This window comes from Klebsiella sp. CN_Kp091, from assembly GCF_040065095.1.
Lineage (GTDB): Bacteria > Pseudomonadota > Gammaproteobacteria > Enterobacterales > Enterobacteriaceae > Klebsiella > Klebsiella aerogenes.
In genome coordinates, this window is the sequence record NZ_JBEAIO010000005.1 from 227028 (window position 1) to 242777 (window position 15750).

General features: G+C 56.2%; 16 protein-coding genes and 1 other RNA gene. 11 read left to right on the forward strand and 6 right to left on the reverse strand.

What is annotated here, in order from left to right:
* Positions 1–61: 61 nt before the first annotated feature.
* Positions 62–880 (forward strand): HMP-PP phosphatase, encoded by an 819-nt coding sequence (gene cof, locus ABLV17_RS05615; RefSeq protein ID WP_213317109.1) that lies wholly within the window; start codon positions 62–64, stop codon positions 878–880.
* A gap of 44 nt (positions 881–924) precedes the next feature.
* On the opposite strand, the gene ABLV17_RS05620 is transcribed toward cof, so the two are convergent.
* Complete coding sequence (locus tag ABLV17_RS05620) at positions 925–1977, reverse strand: PLP-dependent cysteine synthase family protein (RefSeq protein ID WP_316424351.1); 1053 nt, start codon at positions 1975–1977, stop codon at positions 925–927.
* A 115-nt stretch (positions 1978–2092) separates the two neighbouring features.
* Here ABLV17_RS05620 and ABLV17_RS05625 point away from each other — a divergent pair, with 115 nt between their 5' ends.
* The 5 genes from ABLV17_RS05625 (at position 2093) to amtB (ending at position 8037) form a co-directional block, all read left to right on the forward strand.
* Positions 2093–2551: an Lrp/AsnC family transcriptional regulator gene (locus ABLV17_RS05625; RefSeq protein WP_015367940.1), complete on the forward strand. Its 459-nt coding sequence runs from the start codon at positions 2093–2095 to the stop codon at positions 2549–2551.
* A 43-nt stretch (positions 2552–2594) separates the two neighbouring features.
* On the forward strand, positions 2595–4364 hold the full coding sequence (locus tag ABLV17_RS05630) for a SmdA family multidrug ABC transporter permease/ATP-binding protein (RefSeq protein ID WP_087860370.1): 1770 nt from the start codon (positions 2595–2597) through the stop codon (positions 4362–4364).
* Complete coding sequence (locus tag ABLV17_RS05635) at positions 4357–6135, forward strand: SmdB family multidrug efflux ABC transporter permease/ATP-binding protein (RefSeq protein ID WP_348854124.1); 1779 nt, start codon at positions 4357–4359, stop codon at positions 6133–6135. Before ABLV17_RS05630 ends, ABLV17_RS05635 begins: the two co-directional genes overlap by 8 nt.
* A gap of 241 nt (positions 6136–6376) precedes the next feature.
* Positions 6377–6715, forward strand: coding sequence for a P-II family nitrogen regulator (gene glnK, locus ABLV17_RS05640; protein WP_015367937.1), 339 nt, complete (start codon positions 6377–6379; stop codon positions 6713–6715).
* 32 nt (positions 6716–6747) lie between these two features.
* Positions 6748–8037: an ammonium transporter AmtB gene (amtB, locus tag ABLV17_RS05645; RefSeq protein ID WP_020079462.1), complete on the forward strand. Its 1290-nt coding sequence runs from the start codon at positions 6748–6750 to the stop codon at positions 8035–8037.
* 65 nt (positions 8038–8102) lie between these two features.
* Here the strand turns inward: amtB and ABLV17_RS05650 are convergent, their stop codons facing one another.
* Positions 8103–9587, reverse strand: coding sequence for a UbiD family decarboxylase (locus tag ABLV17_RS05650; protein WP_348854125.1), 1485 nt, complete (start codon positions 9585–9587; stop codon positions 8103–8105).
* 119 nt (positions 9588–9706) lie between these two features.
* On the opposite strand from ABLV17_RS05650, the gene ABLV17_RS05655 reads away from it, so the two are divergent.
* Positions 9707–10597: a LysR substrate-binding domain-containing protein gene (locus ABLV17_RS05655; protein WP_213317112.1), complete on the forward strand. Its 891-nt coding sequence runs from the start codon at positions 9707–9709 to the stop codon at positions 10595–10597.
* Positions 10598–10631: 34 nt separating this feature from the next.
* On the opposite strand, the gene tesB is transcribed toward ABLV17_RS05655, so the two are convergent.
* On the reverse strand, positions 10632–11495 hold the full coding sequence (tesB, locus tag ABLV17_RS05660) for an acyl-CoA thioesterase II (RefSeq protein ID WP_087860366.1): 864 nt from the start codon (positions 11493–11495) through the stop codon (positions 10632–10634).
* A gap of 220 nt (positions 11496–11715) precedes the next feature.
* Between tesB and ABLV17_RS05665 the strand changes: the two genes are divergently transcribed.
* On the forward strand, positions 11716–12228 hold the full coding sequence (locus tag ABLV17_RS05665; RefSeq protein WP_020079459.1) for a YbaY family lipoprotein: 513 nt from the start codon (positions 11716–11718) through the stop codon (positions 12226–12228).
* Between the two features lie 38 nt (positions 12229–12266).
* Here ABLV17_RS05665 and ABLV17_RS05670 read toward each other — a convergent pair whose 3' ends face one another.
* Both ABLV17_RS05670 and ABLV17_RS05675 read right to left on the reverse strand, forming a co-directional pair.
* Complete coding sequence (locus tag ABLV17_RS05670; RefSeq protein WP_307858946.1) at positions 12267–12584, reverse strand: MGMT family protein; 318 nt, start codon at positions 12582–12584, stop codon at positions 12267–12269.
* A 57-nt stretch (positions 12585–12641) separates the two neighbouring features.
* Positions 12642–13040 (reverse strand): hypothetical protein, encoded by a 399-nt coding sequence (locus ABLV17_RS05675; protein WP_032705506.1) that lies wholly within the window; start codon positions 13038–13040, stop codon positions 12642–12644.
* 254 nt (positions 13041–13294) lie between these two features.
* Here ABLV17_RS05675 and ffs point away from each other — a divergent pair.
* The 3 genes from ffs to ABLV17_RS05690 all read left to right on the forward strand — a co-directional run bounded on the left by ffs (position 13295) and on the right by ABLV17_RS05690 (position 14174).
* An RNA gene (ffs, locus tag ABLV17_RS05680) (signal recognition particle sRNA small type) lies at positions 13295–13391 on the forward strand.
* A 313-nt stretch (positions 13392–13704) separates the two neighbouring features.
* Positions 13705–13962: a hypothetical protein gene (locus ABLV17_RS05685; RefSeq protein ID WP_348854126.1), complete on the forward strand. Its 258-nt coding sequence runs from the start codon at positions 13705–13707 to the stop codon at positions 13960–13962.
* Complete coding sequence (locus ABLV17_RS05690) at positions 13959–14174, forward strand: hypothetical protein (protein WP_015367928.1); 216 nt, start codon at positions 13959–13961, stop codon at positions 14172–14174. The genes ABLV17_RS05685 and ABLV17_RS05690 overlap by 4 nt, the downstream gene beginning before the upstream one ends.
* A 132-nt stretch (positions 14175–14306) precedes the next feature.
* Here ABLV17_RS05690 and ABLV17_RS05695 read toward each other — a convergent pair whose 3' ends face one another.
* Positions 14307–15734 carry a PLP-dependent aminotransferase family protein gene (locus ABLV17_RS05695; RefSeq protein WP_348854127.1) on the reverse strand — a complete coding sequence of 476 codons (1428 nt, stop codon included), beginning with the start codon at positions 15732–15734 and terminating at the stop codon, positions 14307–14309.
* Positions 15735–15750: the final 16 nt, after the last annotated feature.

A 15750-nucleotide genomic window follows, 5' to 3' on the forward strand; every position in this document is an offset into this window, starting at 1 on the left:
CCGTATATCTCAGGCGATACTGCAACACAAGCGAAACCCATCACACATCGGGGAAAATACCATGGCAAAATTAGCGGCATTTGATATGGACGGCACCCTGCTGATGCCGGACCATCGTCTCGGAGAACAGACTCTGACGGCGCTGAGACGGCTGCGTGAACGCGATATCGCCCTGACCTTTGCCACCGGTCGCCATGCTCTGGAAATGCACCATGTGATCGGCGAGTTTTCCCTTGATGCTTTTCTGATTACCGGTAACGGCACGCGCATCCATTCACTGGAAGGTGAAGAGCTGTATCGCCAGGATCTAAATCCGGAAGTGGCGGAAGAGGTGCTGCACAGCGTGTGGGATACTCAGGCGAGTATGCACGTTTTCAATGATGGCGGCTGGTTTACCGGCCAGGCAAGGCCGGAACTACTCCGAGCTCACGCCTTCAGCGGCTTTCATTATCAACTGCGCGATCCGAAACGGATGCCGGCGCATCACGTCACCAAGATCTGTTTCTGCGGCGATCATGACGATCTGCGCCGTCTGCGGATCCAGCTAAATGAAGCGCTAGGCGATCGCGCGTTTCTTTGTTTCTCGGCGATGGATTGTCTGGAGGTGCTGCCGGTCGGCTGTAATAAAGGGGCCGCGCTGGCGGTGCTGAGCCAGCACTTAGGTTTTACGTTGCAGGATTGCATGGCATTTGGTGATGCAATGAACGATCGCGAGATGCTTGGTAGCGTAGGGCGAGGGTTCATTATGGGCAACGCGATGCCGCAGCTCAAAGCTGAACTGCCGCATCTACCGATCATCGGAGACTGCCGTCATCAGGCTGTTTCCCATTTTTTAACACATTGGCTGGATAATCCTGATCTTCCTTATTCCCCCGAATAGAGAGACCCTACCAGCAAGCCGGATAGCGTTCTATCCGGCTTTTTTTATTGTGCGCCGCTCAGTTGCATAATCTGCGTCTGCCATGGGGTAATATCGCCGATATTCGCCGCGACCCACTGCGGGCTGTAATAGCTTTCGAGGTAACGTTCGCCGCTGTCGCACAACAGGGTAACGATGGAACCCTTGCGTCCTTCATCGCGCATCCGTGCGGCCAGCTGCAGTACGCCCCACATATTGGTACCGGTGGAGGCGCCGACTTTTCTTCCAAGCTGCGTTTCCAGCCACAAGGCGGTAGCGACGCTGGCGGCATCCGGAACGCGCAGCATCTCATCGACGACGTCGGGAATAAACGATGGCTCGACGCGCGGACGGCCAATCCCTTCGATCTTGCTGCCGACCGGGCTGCGCAGGCTGGCGTCGCGGCTTTGCCAGTAATCAAGGAATACCGAATTCTGCGGGTCGACGACCATCAGTTGCGTTTCGTAGCCCTGGCAGCGAATATAGCGGCCGATGGTCGCAGAAGTACCGCCGGTACCGGCGCTCATGACGATCCACGACGGCTGCGGATACGGCTCATGGGTCATCTGGCGGAAAATGCTGTCGGCGATATTGTTATTGCCGCGCCAGTCGGTGGCGCGCTCGGCGAAGGTGAACTGATCCATATAGTGGCCATTCAACTCGCGCGCCAGCATTTCAGAAGCGGCGTAGATTTCGCAGGCGTTGTCGACGAAATGACAGCGTCCGCCATAAAATTCAATCTGTTCGATTTTACGCTTCGCCGTGCAGGAGGGCATCACGGCGATAAACGGCAGGCCCAGCAGGCGAGCAAAATAGGCTTCTGAGACCGCCGTCGAACCCGAAGACGATTCGATAATCGTGGTGCCTTCTTTGATCCATCCGTTGCACAGGCCATAGAGAAACAGCGAGCGCGCCAGACGGTGCTTAAGGCTACCGGTTGGATGCGTACTTTCATCCTTCAGATAAATAGGGATCCCCGGAAAACCAGGCAGCGCCAGGCGGATCAGGTGTGTATCGGCGGAACGCTGATAGTCGGCGTTAATTTCACTAATGGCATGTTTTACCCAGGCGCTGTTCATCTCGGATTCCTGTTTGTCATTTTGTGCCCAGCTTAGCGGATTGTGCGGGAAAAATTGTTGCTATTTGGCCTTTCAATTACAATTACGGGAGTAAATTATTCTCTCTGGTGGCCTTATGCTAGATAAAATTGACCGTAAGCTGCTCTCATTGCTGCAAACTGACTGCACCCTCTCTTTGCAGGCGCTGGCGGATGCCGTTAATCTGACCACCACGCCCTGCTGGAAACGGCTCAAGCGTCTTGAGGACGAAGGCATCCTGCGCGAGCGCGTGGCCATCCTGGATGCGGAAAAGCTGGGGCTCGGGTTAACCGCCTTTGTGTTGATAAAAACCCAGCACCACAGCAGTGACTGGTACTGCCGTTTTGTCAGCGAAGTGTCGCAAATGGCGGAAGTGCTGGGTTTCTGGCGTATGGCTGGAGAGTACGACTACCTGCTAAGGGTGCAGGTCGCGGATATGAAGCGCTATGACGACTTTTATAAACGTCTGGTGAACAGCGTGCCGGGGCTGTCGGATGTCACTTCGAGTTTTGCCATGGAACAGATAAAATACACCACGGCCTTGCCTATTGATTAACGGCTTTTTGCCGCCACGAATTATACATTCAGGATTTTACCGTTTGCGATTATTTGCTCAACTTAGCTGGTACTTTCGCCGGGAGTGGCGCCGCTATCTCGGCGCCGTCGCTCTGCTTGCCGTTATTGCCGTACTCCAGCTAATCCCGCCGAAAGTGGTGGGGATTGTGGTCGATGGCGTGACTAAAGAACATTACACCGCAGAGCAGGTGTGGATGTGGATCGGCGCGCTGGTGGTTATCGCGGTGATGATTTATCTACTGCGCTATGTCTGGCGCGTGCTGCTCTTCGGCGCCTCTTATCAATTGGCCGTTGAACTGCGTGAAGACTTCTACCGCCAGCTCAGCCGCCAACATCCGGCCTTTTATCTGCGTCACCGTACCGGCGATCTCATTGCCCGCGCGACTAACGATGTTGACCGCGTCGTCTTCGCCGCCGGCGAGGGCGTCCTGACGCTTGTGGATTCACTGGTGATGGGCTGTGCGGTACTGATTGTGATGTCGACGCAAATCAGCTGGCAGTTAACGCTGCTGGCGCTGGTGCCGATGCCGTTTATGGCGCTGGCGATCAAACGCAATGGCGATGCCCTGCATGAGCGTTTCCGCGTGGCGCAGGCGGCTTTTTCCAGCCTCAACGATCGCACGCAGGAAAGCCTGACCAGCATACGGATGATTAAAGCGTTCGGCCTTGAGGACCGCCAGTCGGCGCAGTTTGCCGCCGATGCGGCGGATACCGGAGCGAAGAACATGCGGGTCGCGCGTATTGATGCCCGTTTCGACCCGACAATCTATATTGCCATTGGCGCGGCCAACCTGCTGGCAATCGGCGGCGGCAGCTGGCTGGTGTTGCAGGGCGAGCTGACCCTTGGTCAGTTAACCAGTTTTGTCATGTACCTCGGGCTGATGATTTGGCCAATGCTGGCGCTGGCGTGGATGTTTAACATCGTTGAGCGAGGTAGCGCCGCCTATGGACGTATTCGTTCGATGCTGGAAGAAGCGCCGGTGGTCAACGATGGTAGCGAAACGGTGCCGGAGGGGCGCGGTTCGCTAAACGTGGCGGTGCGCGAATTTATCTATCCGCAGGCGACGAAAGCGTCGCTGGAGAAGGTTAACTTCACCCTGCAGCCGGGGCAAATGCTCGGTATCTGCGGCCCGACGGGAGCCGGGAAAAGTACCATTCTATCCCTTATTCAGCGCCATTTTGATGTTACCGAGGGTGAGATCCGTTTCCATGATATTCCGCTGTCTCGCCTGCAGCTTGATAGCTGGCGCGGGCGGCTGGCGGTGGTCAATCAAACCCCATTCCTGTTCTCCGATACCGTGGCCAATAACATTGCCTTGGGTAAACCGGACGCGACGCGGGAACAAATCGAGCACGTCGCGCGGCTGGCCAGCGTTCATGATGATATTCTGCGCCTGCCGCAGGGCTATGAAACGGAAGTCGGCGAGCGCGGCGTCATGCTCTCAGGCGGTCAGAAACAACGTATTTCTATTGCCCGAGCGCTGCTGCTGGAGGCGGAAATCCTGATCCTTGATGACGCGCTGTCGGCGGTTGATGGGCGGACGGAGCATGATATTTTGCATAACCTGCGGCAGTGGGGGGAAGGGCGGACGGTGATTATCAGCGCCCACCGCCTTTCAGCATTAACGGAAGCCAGTGAAATTTTGGTTCTGCAACACGGCCATATTGCCCAGCGCGGACGCCATGAGCAGCTTGCCGCCCAGTCGGGATGGTATCGCGACATGTACCGCTATCAGCAACTGGAAGCGGCGCTCGACGATGCGCCGCAGGATGAGGAGGCGACAGATGCGTAATTTCGCCGATCTCTGGCCGACCCTGAAACGTCTGCTGGCCTACGGTTCGCCGTGGCGTAAGCCGCTTATCATTGCGGTTATCATGATGTGGATAGCGGCGGCGGCGGAAGTCAGCGGCCCGCTGCTGATAAGCTATTTCATTGATAACATGGTGGCGAAACAGTCGCTACCGGTGAAGCTGGTCAGCGGCCTGGCGGCGGCCTATATCTGCCTGCAGATCCTTGCCGCTACGCTGCACTATAACCAGGCGCTGCTGTTTAACCGGGCGGCGGTCGGCGTGGTGCAGCAGTTGCGCAGCGATGTGATGGATGCCGCGCTGCGTCAGCCGTTAAGCGAGTTTGATACGCAACCCGTCGGCCAGTTGATATCACGCGTTACCAACGATACCGAAGTGATCCGCGACCTGTACGTGACGGTCGTGGCGACGGTGCTGCGTAGCGCGGCGCTGATTGGCGCGATGCTGGTGGCGATGTTTAGTCTCGACTGGCGAATGGCGCTGGTGGCGGTGGCTATCTTCCCGGCGGTGCTGATCGTGATGGCTATCTATCAGCGTTACAGCACGCCGATCGTGCGTCGCATGCGCGCATGGCTTGCCGATATCAATGATGGCTTCAACGAAGTGATCAACGGTATGGGCGTTATTCAGCAATTCCGCCAGCAGGCGCGATTCGGCGAGCGAATGCGTGAAGCCAGTTACGGCCACTATCTGGCGCGCATGCAGACGCTGCGTCTGGATGGTTTCCTGCTGCGCCCGCTGTTAAGTCTGTTTTCATCGCTGATCCTCTGCGGCCTGCTGATGCTGTTTGGTTTTAGCACTTCCGGAAGTATCGAAGTCGGCGTGTTATATGCCTTTATTAGCTACCTCGGGCGGCTTAACGAACCGCTGATCGAACTCACCACTCAGCAGTCGATGCTGCAGCAAGCGGTGGTGGCGGGCGAACGCGTGTTTGAGCTGATGGACCGTCCACGCCAGAGCTGGGGTAACGATAGCGCGCCGTTACGCAGCGGCGCGGTGGCGATTGATAACGTCTCTTTTGCCTATCGCGACGATCGGCTGGTGCTGCAGGATATCAATCTGGATATTCCTTCGCGCGGTTTTGTGGCGCTGGTTGGCCATACCGGTAGCGGCAAGAGCACGCTGGCCAGCCTGATGATGGGCTACTACCCGTTGACTAAAGGCGAAATTCGCCTCGATGGTCGCCCGCTATCGTCGTTAAGCCACAGCGCTTTACGTCGGGGCGTCGCGATGGTGCAACAGGATCCGGTGGTATTAGCCGATACCTTCTATGCCAACGTGACGCTGGGCCGCGATATCAGCGAGCAGCAGGTCTGGGAAGCGCTGGAAGCGGTGCAGCTCGCTGACCTTGCCCGTGAAATGAGCGACGGGATTTATACCCAACTGGGCGAGCAGGGCAATAACCTATCGGTGGGACAGAAACAGCTGTTGGCGCTGGCCCGTGTGCTGGTCGAGACGCCGCAGGTGCTGATCCTCGATGAAGCGACAGCGAACATCGACTCCGGTACCGAGCAGGCTATCCAGCAGGCGCTGGCGAAAGTGCGCGAGCACACCACGCTGGTGGTCATCGCCCACCGTCTGTCGACTATCGTCGAGGCTGATACAATCCTGGTGTTGCATCGTGGCCAGGCCGTCGAACGCGGGAACCATCAGCAATTGCTGGCGGCGAAGGGCCGCTACTGGCAGATGTACCAGCTACAGCTGGCTGGCGAAGAGCTAGCCGCCAGCGTTGAGGAGGAGTCACTGAGCGCCTGATGCACCATCAGCAGGCATGGGGGCAGGGGTGACGTGAAGTGGTGCAACTTGCTCACTGAGTGTGCACCGAATTGGTGCGTTTTTGCGCATTAGCGGCCATTTGCCGTCTTGCCAGTAACATCCTCGCGTTTTTTTCTCCATAAACGGGCCGATTCACGGCCCGTTTTCATTTTTGGCATATCCCTTGCTTTATCTCCTGTGTTAGCTGCGGCCACTATCAAATACTGACTGGAGGGGATTTATGAAGCTGGTTACCGTGGTAATCAAACCATTCAAACTGGAAGACGTTCGCGAAGCGTTGTCCTCCATCGGCATTCAGGGCCTGACGGTCACGGAAGTGAAAGGCTTCGGCCGCCAGAAAGGCCACGCCGAGCTCTATCGCGGCGCCGAATACAGCGTCAATTTCCTGCCAAAAGTAAAAATTGATATTGCGATTGCCGACGATCAGCTGGATGAGGTTGTCGAGGTGATAGGCAAGGCCGCCTGGACCGGAAAAATTGGCGACGGCAAAATTTTTGTCGCCGAACTGCAGCGCGTGATTCGTATTCGTACCGGCGAATCCGACGAAGCGGCACTGTAATTGCCTGACCACACAGCGATGGGGATGAAGAGATGATGAGAACGACGATGAAAACGGCTCTGGGAGCGCTGGCGCTGCTTCCGGGACTGGCGCTGGCGGCCGAACCGGCGGTGGCGGATAAAGCCGACAACGCTTTTATGATGATTTGCACCGCGCTGGTGCTGTTTATGACAATCCCCGGCATTGCGTTGTTCTACGGCGGCCTGATTCGCGGTAAAAACGTGCTCTCAATGCTCACTCAGGTCATTGTGACTTTTGGCCTGGTTTGCGTGCTGTGGGTTATCTATGGCTATACGCTTGCCTTCGGTAGCGGCGGTAGCTTCTTCGGCAGTTTCGACTGGGTGATGCTGAAGAATATTGAACTGAAAGCGCTGATGGGCTCGTTCTATCAATATATTCACGTCGCTTTCCAGGGCTCTTTCGCCTGTATCACCGTAGGCCTGATCGTCGGCGCGCTGGCGGAACGTATTCGTTTCTCCGCGGTACTGATTTTCGTGGTGGTATGGTTAACGCTTTCCTACGTACCGATTGCGCATATGGTGTGGGGCGGCGGTTTGCTGGCGACCCATGGCGCGCTGGACTTCGCCGGTGGTACCGTCGTACACATCAACGCCGCGGTGGCGGGGCTGGTGGGCGCGTATATGATGGGCAAACGCGTGGGCTTTGGCAAAGAAGCGTTTAAACCGCATAACCTGCCGATGGTCTTTACCGGTACGGCGATTCTGTATGTCGGCTGGTTCGGCTTTAACGCCGGTTCCGCAAGCGCGGCTAACGAAATTGCCGCCCTGGCCTTCGTTAATACCGTCGTGGCGACCGCTGGCGCGATTCTGGCCTGGACCTTCGGCGAATGGGCCACCCGCGGCAAACCCTCGCTGCTGGGCGCCTGCTCCGGCGCGATTGCCGGTCTGGTCGGCATTACTCCGGCGTGCGGTTATGTTGGCGTTGGCGGTTCGCTGATTATCGGTATCATCGCCGGACTGGCTGGGCTGTGGGGCGTCACGGTGCTGAAGCGCTGGCTGCGCGTCGATGACCCATGCGATGTGTTTGGCGTTCACGGCGTGTGCGGTATCATCGGTTGTATCCTGACCGGCATCTTCGCCTCTACCACCCTTGGCGGCGTCGGCTATGCGGAAGGCGTAACGATGGGGCATCAGTTGCTGGTACAGCTGGAAAGTATCGGTATTACCGTGGTGTGGTCCGCCGTCGTCGCCTGGATCGGCTTCAAAGTGGCGGCGATGACCGTCGGCCTGCGGGTACCGGAAGAGCAGGAGCGCGAAGGGCTGGACGTCAACAGCCACGGCGAAAACGCCTACAACGCCTGATGTATTGAGCAATCTCCATAAGCGTCAAAGCCTCCCGCATGGGAGGCTTTTTCTTTGCGTGGAATTTATTTCTTACTGAAGCCAGGGATAAAGCGGTCAACATCCACTTCCATAAACTGGCTGCGCTGGAAGTGGGCTTTCATATTCCACGGGACGGTGCAGTCGAAAATGGTTTTACAGGCAATACCGTTATCGCGAATCGATGGGCTGAAGGCCGGGTCGGATGACGGATCCAGCGGATGGCAGCGCACGCCGGGGATAAACACGGTGCTGACATCGCCCTGATAGCGGGTGGTCATCGCCCACATCACGTCGTTGATGTCGAAAACGTCGACGTCTTCATCGACCAGCATCACGTGCTTCAGCTCCGAGAAAGCGGAAAACGCCAATAGCGCGGCCTGGCGCTGACGGCCCTCATCGCTGGGGGTGCGTTTCTTCACCTGCAGCACGGCGAGATATTTACCGGTGCCCGGAGAGGGGCAGTGGACGTTTTGCACAAAGCCTGGAAGTGCGCGCTCTACCATTTGCAGAATGCTGGCTTCGGTCGGGATCCCGGCAAGATTGGTATGCTCATCGCTCGGCCCGATACAGGTTTGCAGAATCGGGTGGCGGCGGTGGGTAATCGCTTTGACTTTAATCACCGGCACTTCCGCCTGAGCGCTACCGGTGTAGCCTGGGAACTCCGGCATCGCTTTCCCGCTGTTGGTATTCTGATCTTCGCGTACCCGCACGCCCGGCAGTAGTTCACCTTCAATAACGATTTCGGCATTGGCGATGGCGCGGGCGTTGACGCTCACGCATTCGCTGAGCTCGACGGCCTGATTACGCAGAGCGCCGGCGATGGAGAGCTCATCAAACCCGAGAGGAGTGGTCGGCGGCTCAAAGCAGGCGCCAATTTCAATCGCCGGATCCACACCGATGCTAATCGAGATAGGCAACGCTTTCCCGGCCGCCTCGGCTTTTTGCCGGAAAGTATCGAGATGACGTCCTGGTACGAAATACATCGAGATTTCGTCTTTGCTCTGTACGCACAGGCGGTGGATGGTGACGTCATGATCGCCGGTTTCCGGATCCGCGGCGTAGCACATGCCGAGGGTAAAGTAGGGGCCGGCGTCTTCCGGGGTGTTGGTCGGCGCCGGCAAAATTTTGAGAATATCGAAATCAGGATCGCTTGCCAGATGTACCACCTCCTGGCAGGCCGCCTGGTCGCGAGGGATGGTGATTGGGGCGATAGGATTCGCCACGGAGTCTTTGAGCATAAACGCCAGATTTTCCGGCGTGGTGCCAAACAGACGAGCGACACGCTGGCGTGAACACAGCAGGCCAATAAGCACTCTGACATCATCGTAGCCTTTGACCTTATTAAAGATCATCGCCGGGCCAATGCGGGTCGGGCGCTGTACGGTTCCGTGGGCGCCGACATAGCGGTACACCCCGGAGAGCTCGGCAATGGGGTCAACGGGTTCGTCGGTGTAGATAAGTTCATCATCGTACTGGCTTAGTAGCGCCAAAGCAGAACGCAGATCGGTTACTTTTTGTTGTTCAGACATCATACTTCCTTCAGGTTTCTGGCAATGGCTATTCATTCTCACCAGATACCGATAAGAGTCCAATCACATTTCCCCTTATTTTAATAAGAGATTATTATCAGTGTTTTCGGGAGGACGTGATGGATTATCGACAACTACAGGCATTTACGGTGCTGGCGGAAGAGTTGCACTTTGGCCGGGCGGCGCAGCGTCTGCATATCACGCAACCGGCGCTGACGCAGCAGATTAAAAGTTTTGAGAACGCGCTGGAATTGCGGCTATTTACCCGCGATCGACGCAACGTCGCGCTGACCGCCGAGGGGCAATTTTTGCTGGCCGAGGCGCGGATGATCCTCGGCCACTGCGATAAATTTCGCGAGAATGCGCGCAGTTTGCGGCAGGGGCGCAAAGGGCAGTTGAAAATTGGCTACGTTGGCTCTGCTATTTTCGACCCGGCGTTGAGCGTGTTAATTGGAAATTATCGTCAACGTAAACCCGAAGCCGATCTGCTGATTGAAGAGCATAACGTTAACGACCTGATAACCGGGCTCTTAAGCGATACGGTCGATCTGGCGTTTATCCGCTCGCCAGGCGCGCAATATGATGAACTGGAGTCGCTGGATATTGCGACCCGGCCGCTGGTAGCGGTGGTGCCTCGCCATCATGCGCTCGCCAGCCGGCGCGCTATTCCACTTGCGGCGCTGGCGGAAGAGACGTTTTTCATTCAGCAGGATCCCAGCGGCGTCGGATTGGGGTGGTCAGCCATCAGCGCCTGTCGGCAGGCGGGTTTTACGCCCCGTAAGATTCAGTACACGCGCGATGTCTCCACGGCGATTGGCCAGGTATCGATGGGGATGGGGGTGACGTTGGTGCCCGAGACGCAAAGCGCCATGCTGGTGTCGGAAGTCAGTTATTGCCTGCTGGAAGAGACCTTTGCCGTAACGACGCTCACGTTGTGCTGGCGGCGGCAGAGTCGCAACGGACTTTTGGGGGATTTTATTGCCGATGTTCGCGAACTGCTTGGCCGTTAGGGGGCGAGCGGGCCCGCCGTGGGCCCGTCGCGAATTAGTTATTGCGGTTACGCATGACACCTTCCTGCACCGTCGAGGCGACCAGAATACCGTCCTGGGTATAGAATTCGCCGCGAACAAAGCCACGGGCGCTGGAGGCGGAAGTGCTTTCGACGCTGTACAGCAGCCATTCGTTGATGTTAAACGGGCGGTGGAACCACATTGAGTGGTCGATGGTGGCGACCTGCATACCAGGCTCAAGGAAGCCGACGCCGTGTGGCTGCAGCGCCACCGGCAGGAAATTAAAATCAGACGCGTAGCCCAGCAGCGACTGATGGACGCGAATATCATCCGGTACTACGCCGTTGGCGCGGATCCACACCTGGCGGGTGGGTTCGGCAACGTGGCCTTTTAGCGGGTTATGGAACTCAACCGGGCGAATTTCCAGCGGTTTGTCGCTGAGAAACTTCTCTTTCGCCTGTGGCGGCAGCAGATGCGCCAGCTTACGAGCGATATCGGTTTCAGAGGGCAGGCCTTCCGGTGAAGGCGCTGACGGCATTGCTTTTTGATGTTCGTAGCCCGGTTCCGGCGCCTGGAACGAGGCGGTCATGTAAAAGATGGGTTTACCGTGCTGGATAGCCGCCACCCGGCGAGCGCTGAAGCTGTTGCCGTCTCGTAGTACTTCAACATCATAAACGATAGGTTTCTGGCTATCGCCAGGACGCAGGAAGTAACTATGAAAGGAATGAATCAGGCGGCCCTCAGGCACGGTTTCTTTAGCGGCATACAGCGCCTGACCGACCACCTGGCCGCCGAAGACCTGACGTAAGCCCAGATCTTCGCTCTGCCCGCGAAACAGCCCTTCTTCAATTTTTTCCAGATTTAATAATGCCAGCAGATTGGTTAGAGCCTGACTCATAGATACCCTCAATTATTGATAGCGGCGCTGACGCAGCGCATATTGAGGGCAAGTATAACCTGGAATCTCAAGTGGTCCGATGGGTGTAATAATCTGAATAAATGCCCCTTTCCGGGAATTATTCTGAGATCTGTGCCACACTTATTCACGATACTAATGTCTTAGCCATCGTGATGGCAGGACGTACTCCTGTGACTAAAGGGATGAAAAGGAGAACATAATGAAATTTGCCTATATGTTAAGTGCTATCGCCGTTGCTGCGGCCTTATCCGCCTGTGCGAATAACCCGAACAGCAACGCCGCTCATCAGACGACGGCACCCGATCCTTACGGCATTGCCTCACTGAGCTCCTCGCAGCAACAGCCTAATGTTTCCGGGACTATCAATATTCGCCAACGCGTAGCGTTACCGCCGGATGCGGTACTGACCGTGACGTTGTCCGATGCGTCGCTCGCCGATGCGCCAGCCCGCGTATTGTCGCAAAAAGCGGTCCGCACAGAAGGTAAGCAGGCGCCGTTCAACTTTGTTCTGCCGTATAACCAGGCGGATATCAAACCGAACGCGCGGATCCTGCTGAGTTCGGCGATCACCGTAAATGGCCAACTGATGTTTATTACCGATACCGTACAGACCGTGATTACCCAGGGCGGTAATCGTGCCGATCTGGTGCTGGTGCCGGTGCAGCATGCGCCAGTGCCGGTGGCTAACGATATGGCGCCGATGGCGCAATAAACGTCTTCATGCCCCTGTTCAGGGGCATTTTTTTGCCCTTAATATACCCAGCGATAGCGTTGCAGGTCGATATGACCGCTGCCGGAGACCTGGACGCCTTCCGCCAGCAGCGCCTGGCGTTGGCGCTGAAGGTCGGGGCCGGTCAGAGAAATATCGCCGTGGCGATTCACCACCCGGTGCCATGGCAGCGTTGAGCCTTCCGGTAGGCGCTTTAACACGCCGCCCACCTGACGCGCCGCGCGCGGTGAACCCGCCAGCAGAGCGACATCGCCATAGGTGGTGACATACCCCTCTGGAATTGAGGCGACTATCTGCCAGACCCGCTGGGGAAAGCTGTCGTGGGCGTCCTCCATCATCACTCCTTCGCGTGAGAAAAGCCCAGAATAAGCGCTAGCCCGCGTGCTGTACAGCCGTCAAAGGACGGTGAATTCCAGCGCCAGCCCGAGGATCTGCATACCGTGAATATTGTCATGCGGGCTGGTAGCGATCAGGCTTTCAAGAAATTTCAGCCGCTGTGATTGCGCATTGATAATCAGTTTGCCGCGCAGCGTCGGGTATTTGAGTGATGAAATGGGATAGACCACCTTGCCTTTGACCTCAACGGGCAGCTTACGCAGCTCGACGTGTTGCAACACGCCCACCGTGGAAAAGAGCAGGGCGACGGGGGTCACTGATAACAACGGCGCGGGACTGACGCTGACGAAATCCAGCAGCAGCTCGGGGCGTAGAAAATTCATGCCGTGAAAGGGTACGGTTACGCCATCAATGGCGGGCATGGGCAAGGTGGTGGTGGGGCGTGGCGATTGAGTCATGCGATTACCGTAGCGGCTACACGTTGAAAAGATACAGGACGAATAAGTATGGCGGGTTGCGGTAAAGTGTGCCGCGATGGGGCTCGCAATCTTTTTCATTGCTGGGACGTATGGCCTTGTGAAGGCACTATTTGCTGTGAAATCCAACGTTTTGCGTAATAAACCAGCAGCTGGACGCGAGTGGCTTGCAATTCAGGAGTGCTATAGGGATAATGCGCCAGCGCGTTGGTTATCAACGCTCTCAATGGGGGCTCTGTTGGTTCTCCCGCAACGCTACTCTGTTTACCAGGTCAGGTCCGGAAGGAAGCAGCCAGAGCAGACGACGTGTGTGCCGGGATGTAGCTGGCAGGGCCCCCACCCAATTCTGGCGGTCCTGATTTAATTTCCCTTCATTTGATGTGCTTTTATTCTCTGCTACCATTATAGGCAGCTTCACCTCATTTATTGTTTTACGTGATTAAAACGACTCTTTTTCATTCCTTAATTTTGCATTGTCATAAATGTGAAATAATAATGACATACTAATGACATCTTCATGTCATATATAATGGGCAAATTATTTCCTGGAATTACCAGATATTATTAAGGATAAATAATATCTCTGGATCAAGATGTTAACTTCGTGTATTAATTATGATGATTTTATTGCACGGGAAGCGTGATCATGACCACAGTAGTTCTGAATGTGAAAATTGACGCAGAGTTAAAAGATAAACTGCGTCATTATGCGGAAGTGAATAACGAGAATTTAGGCACGGCTACGGAGAAGCTGCTGCAATTGGCGCTTGCGGCCATTGATTCAGCAGACGAGGCGGGGGTTTCGCATGAGGATATTGATAACCAGCATACCGAAGAGGAAGCGTTGCCGTTAACCCCTAAAGAAATCAAAGCATTACGAAAACTTCTGAAGAAGAAAAGATGAAACAACAATTCTCTACAGCCAGCAGTTACAGTGAAGCCTGTGACCTGCTGCGTTCCGGGTACGTTAAGCACGTGCGCCTGAACTGGAATATCGGTAGTGATGAGTTTTTTCGCATTGCTTCCGACTGGTGTGAAACCGGCGCAAAAATTAAAAAAGATGACGATGGCTTTATTATTTCGCTAAAAGGTTTTCCTATTCCGCGCCAGCATTAATGAAATTACTACACCGCTGTCATCGTAATGACATGCGGCGTGGGCAAGATGGAACTGCAATTTTATAAAACATCTCATATTCATCATGGATGGTGGTTTTTGACGGGCTGATCGCAGCCCGTCGATATTTTATTATATAATTTTACGTGTTCTCGCCATTTCTTTCTGTTGCGTAAGAGTTTGCCACAGCGGTTGTAAAATGCTGAAGGCGTTGCGCAATTCCATATCTGGTAGCGTGAAAGGCAAACGTAAATAACGGTCGAAGGCACCTTCCAGACCGAATCGCGTACCGGTGCCAATATGAATGCCGGCATTCTCAGCGCGCACCGAGAACTGCGTTGCCAACATCTCCGGCAGCTCCACCCAAAACGATAGCCCGCCCTCGGGGACGGAAAAGCGCCAGTGGGGAAAATATTCCGCCATCAACGCAGCGCACATATCACGACGCGCGGCCAGCATTGCCCGCCGTTGCGGCAACAGTGTTTGTTCGTTCTCCAGTAGCCAACAACAAGCCAGCTGTTCCAGCAGCGGCGAACCGAGATCGAGCGTATCCCGCGCCTGGATGAGCGAGGCAATAGTCCGCGCCGGGGCGCGGATCCAGCCAATTCGCAGTCCTCCCCAGAACGTTTTACCCGCTGAACCAATAGTGATTATTGGCGCTTCCGGATTGAAAGCCGCCAGCGGCGCCGGCGGCGGGGCGTTGTACCATAAATCGACCATCGTTTCGTCGGCGACCAGCGTCGTTCGCGTGCTGGCGGCCAAATCGGCGACGCGTTGCCGGGTTTCGCTATCCATGCAGCGACCGGTGGGATTATGAAAATCCGGCATCATAAAGGCCAGCCGCGGCGAAGTTTGCGCAATGGTCGCCGCCAGGCCGTCGCAGTCCCAGCCCTTTTCCGGTAAGGCGACGCCTACCGGTCGGCAGGAGGCGCCGCGAATAGCGTTAATCGCCATCGGGTAAGAGGGCGCGTCAACCACCACCCGGTCGCCAGGCCCGGTTAACAGACGCAGTACCAGGGCAAATCCGCTCAGCGCGCCATTCACAATCATCACTTCATCCGCCTGCGTCGGCAGGCCGCGTTCGCTATAGCGGCGGGCAATGACTGCGCGCAAATCGACTAACCCCTGCTGATCGTACCCGGTATAGGACAAATACTGCGGCATCAGCGTCAGCGCGTGGCTGTAGGCTTGATGAATCTCCGGTCCGGCGCTGAGGGCGGCGGTGGCGAGATTGACCGATGGCGCCGAAAGCGTCTGCTCGCCGGGAAGTAGCGGACCGGCAGGTAGCGCAATGCGTGAACCACTCCCCTGGCGACTTTGCAGATAGCCTTCTTCTCGCAATAACCCCAGCGCGCTGGCGATAGTGGTGCGGCTAACATTTAGCGCCGTCGCCAGTTCTCGTTCGCCGGGCAGACGGGTCTCCAGCGCCAGCCGTCCATCGAGGATCAACAGACGCAGCGCTTCCGCCAGCTGCCGCCACAGCGGCGCGCGCGAGGAGGGGGACTGCCAGTTGCCGAGCAGGCGTACCAGTGATTGTGTTCCAAAACGACGTACTGACATAGCGATCCACTTTTAA

Excerpts from the sequence above, each read along its gene's own strand:
- cof (WP_213317109.1), top strand. The coding sequence starts at position 62 with ATGGCAAAATTAGCGGCATTTGATATGGACGGCACCCTGCTGATGCCG.
- ABLV17_RS05620 (WP_316424351.1), bottom strand. The coding sequence starts at position 1,977 with ATGAACAGCGCCTGGGTAAAACATGCCATTAGTGAAATTAACGCCGAC.
- ABLV17_RS05625 (WP_015367940.1), top strand. The coding sequence starts at position 2,093 with ATGCTAGATAAAATTGACCGTAAGCTGCTCTCATTGCTGCAAACTGAC.
- ABLV17_RS05635 (WP_348854124.1), top strand. The coding sequence starts at position 4,357 with ATGCGTAATTTCGCCGATCTCTGGCCGACCCTGAAACGTCTGCTGGCC.
- glnK (WP_015367937.1), top strand. The coding sequence starts at position 6,377 with ATGAAGCTGGTTACCGTGGTAATCAAACCATTCAAACTGGAAGACGTT.
- amtB (WP_020079462.1), top strand. The coding sequence starts at position 6,748 with ATGATGAGAACGACGATGAAAACGGCTCTGGGAGCGCTGGCGCTGCTT.
- ABLV17_RS05650 (WP_348854125.1), bottom strand. The coding sequence starts at position 9,587 with ATGTCTGAACAACAAAAAGTAACCGATCTGCGTTCTGCTTTGGCGCTA.
- ABLV17_RS05655 (WP_213317112.1), top strand. The coding sequence starts at position 9,707 with ATGGATTATCGACAACTACAGGCATTTACGGTGCTGGCGGAAGAGTTG.
- tesB (WP_087860366.1), bottom strand. The coding sequence starts at position 11,495 with ATGAGTCAGGCTCTAACCAATCTGCTGGCATTATTAAATCTGGAAAAA.
- ABLV17_RS05665 (WP_020079459.1), top strand. The coding sequence starts at position 11,716 with ATGAAATTTGCCTATATGTTAAGTGCTATCGCCGTTGCTGCGGCCTTA.
- ABLV17_RS05670 (WP_307858946.1), bottom strand. The coding sequence starts at position 12,584 with ATGATGGAGGACGCCCACGACAGCTTTCCCCAGCGGGTCTGGCAGATA.
- ABLV17_RS05675 (WP_032705506.1), bottom strand. The coding sequence starts at position 13,040 with ATGACTCAATCGCCACGCCCCACCACCACCTTGCCCATGCCCGCCATT.
- ABLV17_RS05685 (WP_348854126.1), top strand. The coding sequence starts at position 13,705 with ATGACCACAGTAGTTCTGAATGTGAAAATTGACGCAGAGTTAAAAGAT.
- ABLV17_RS05690 (WP_015367928.1), top strand. The coding sequence starts at position 13,959 with ATGAAACAACAATTCTCTACAGCCAGCAGTTACAGTGAAGCCTGTGAC.
- ABLV17_RS05695 (WP_348854127.1), bottom strand. The coding sequence starts at position 15,734 with ATGTCAGTACGTCGTTTTGGAACACAATCACTGGTACGCCTGCTCGGC.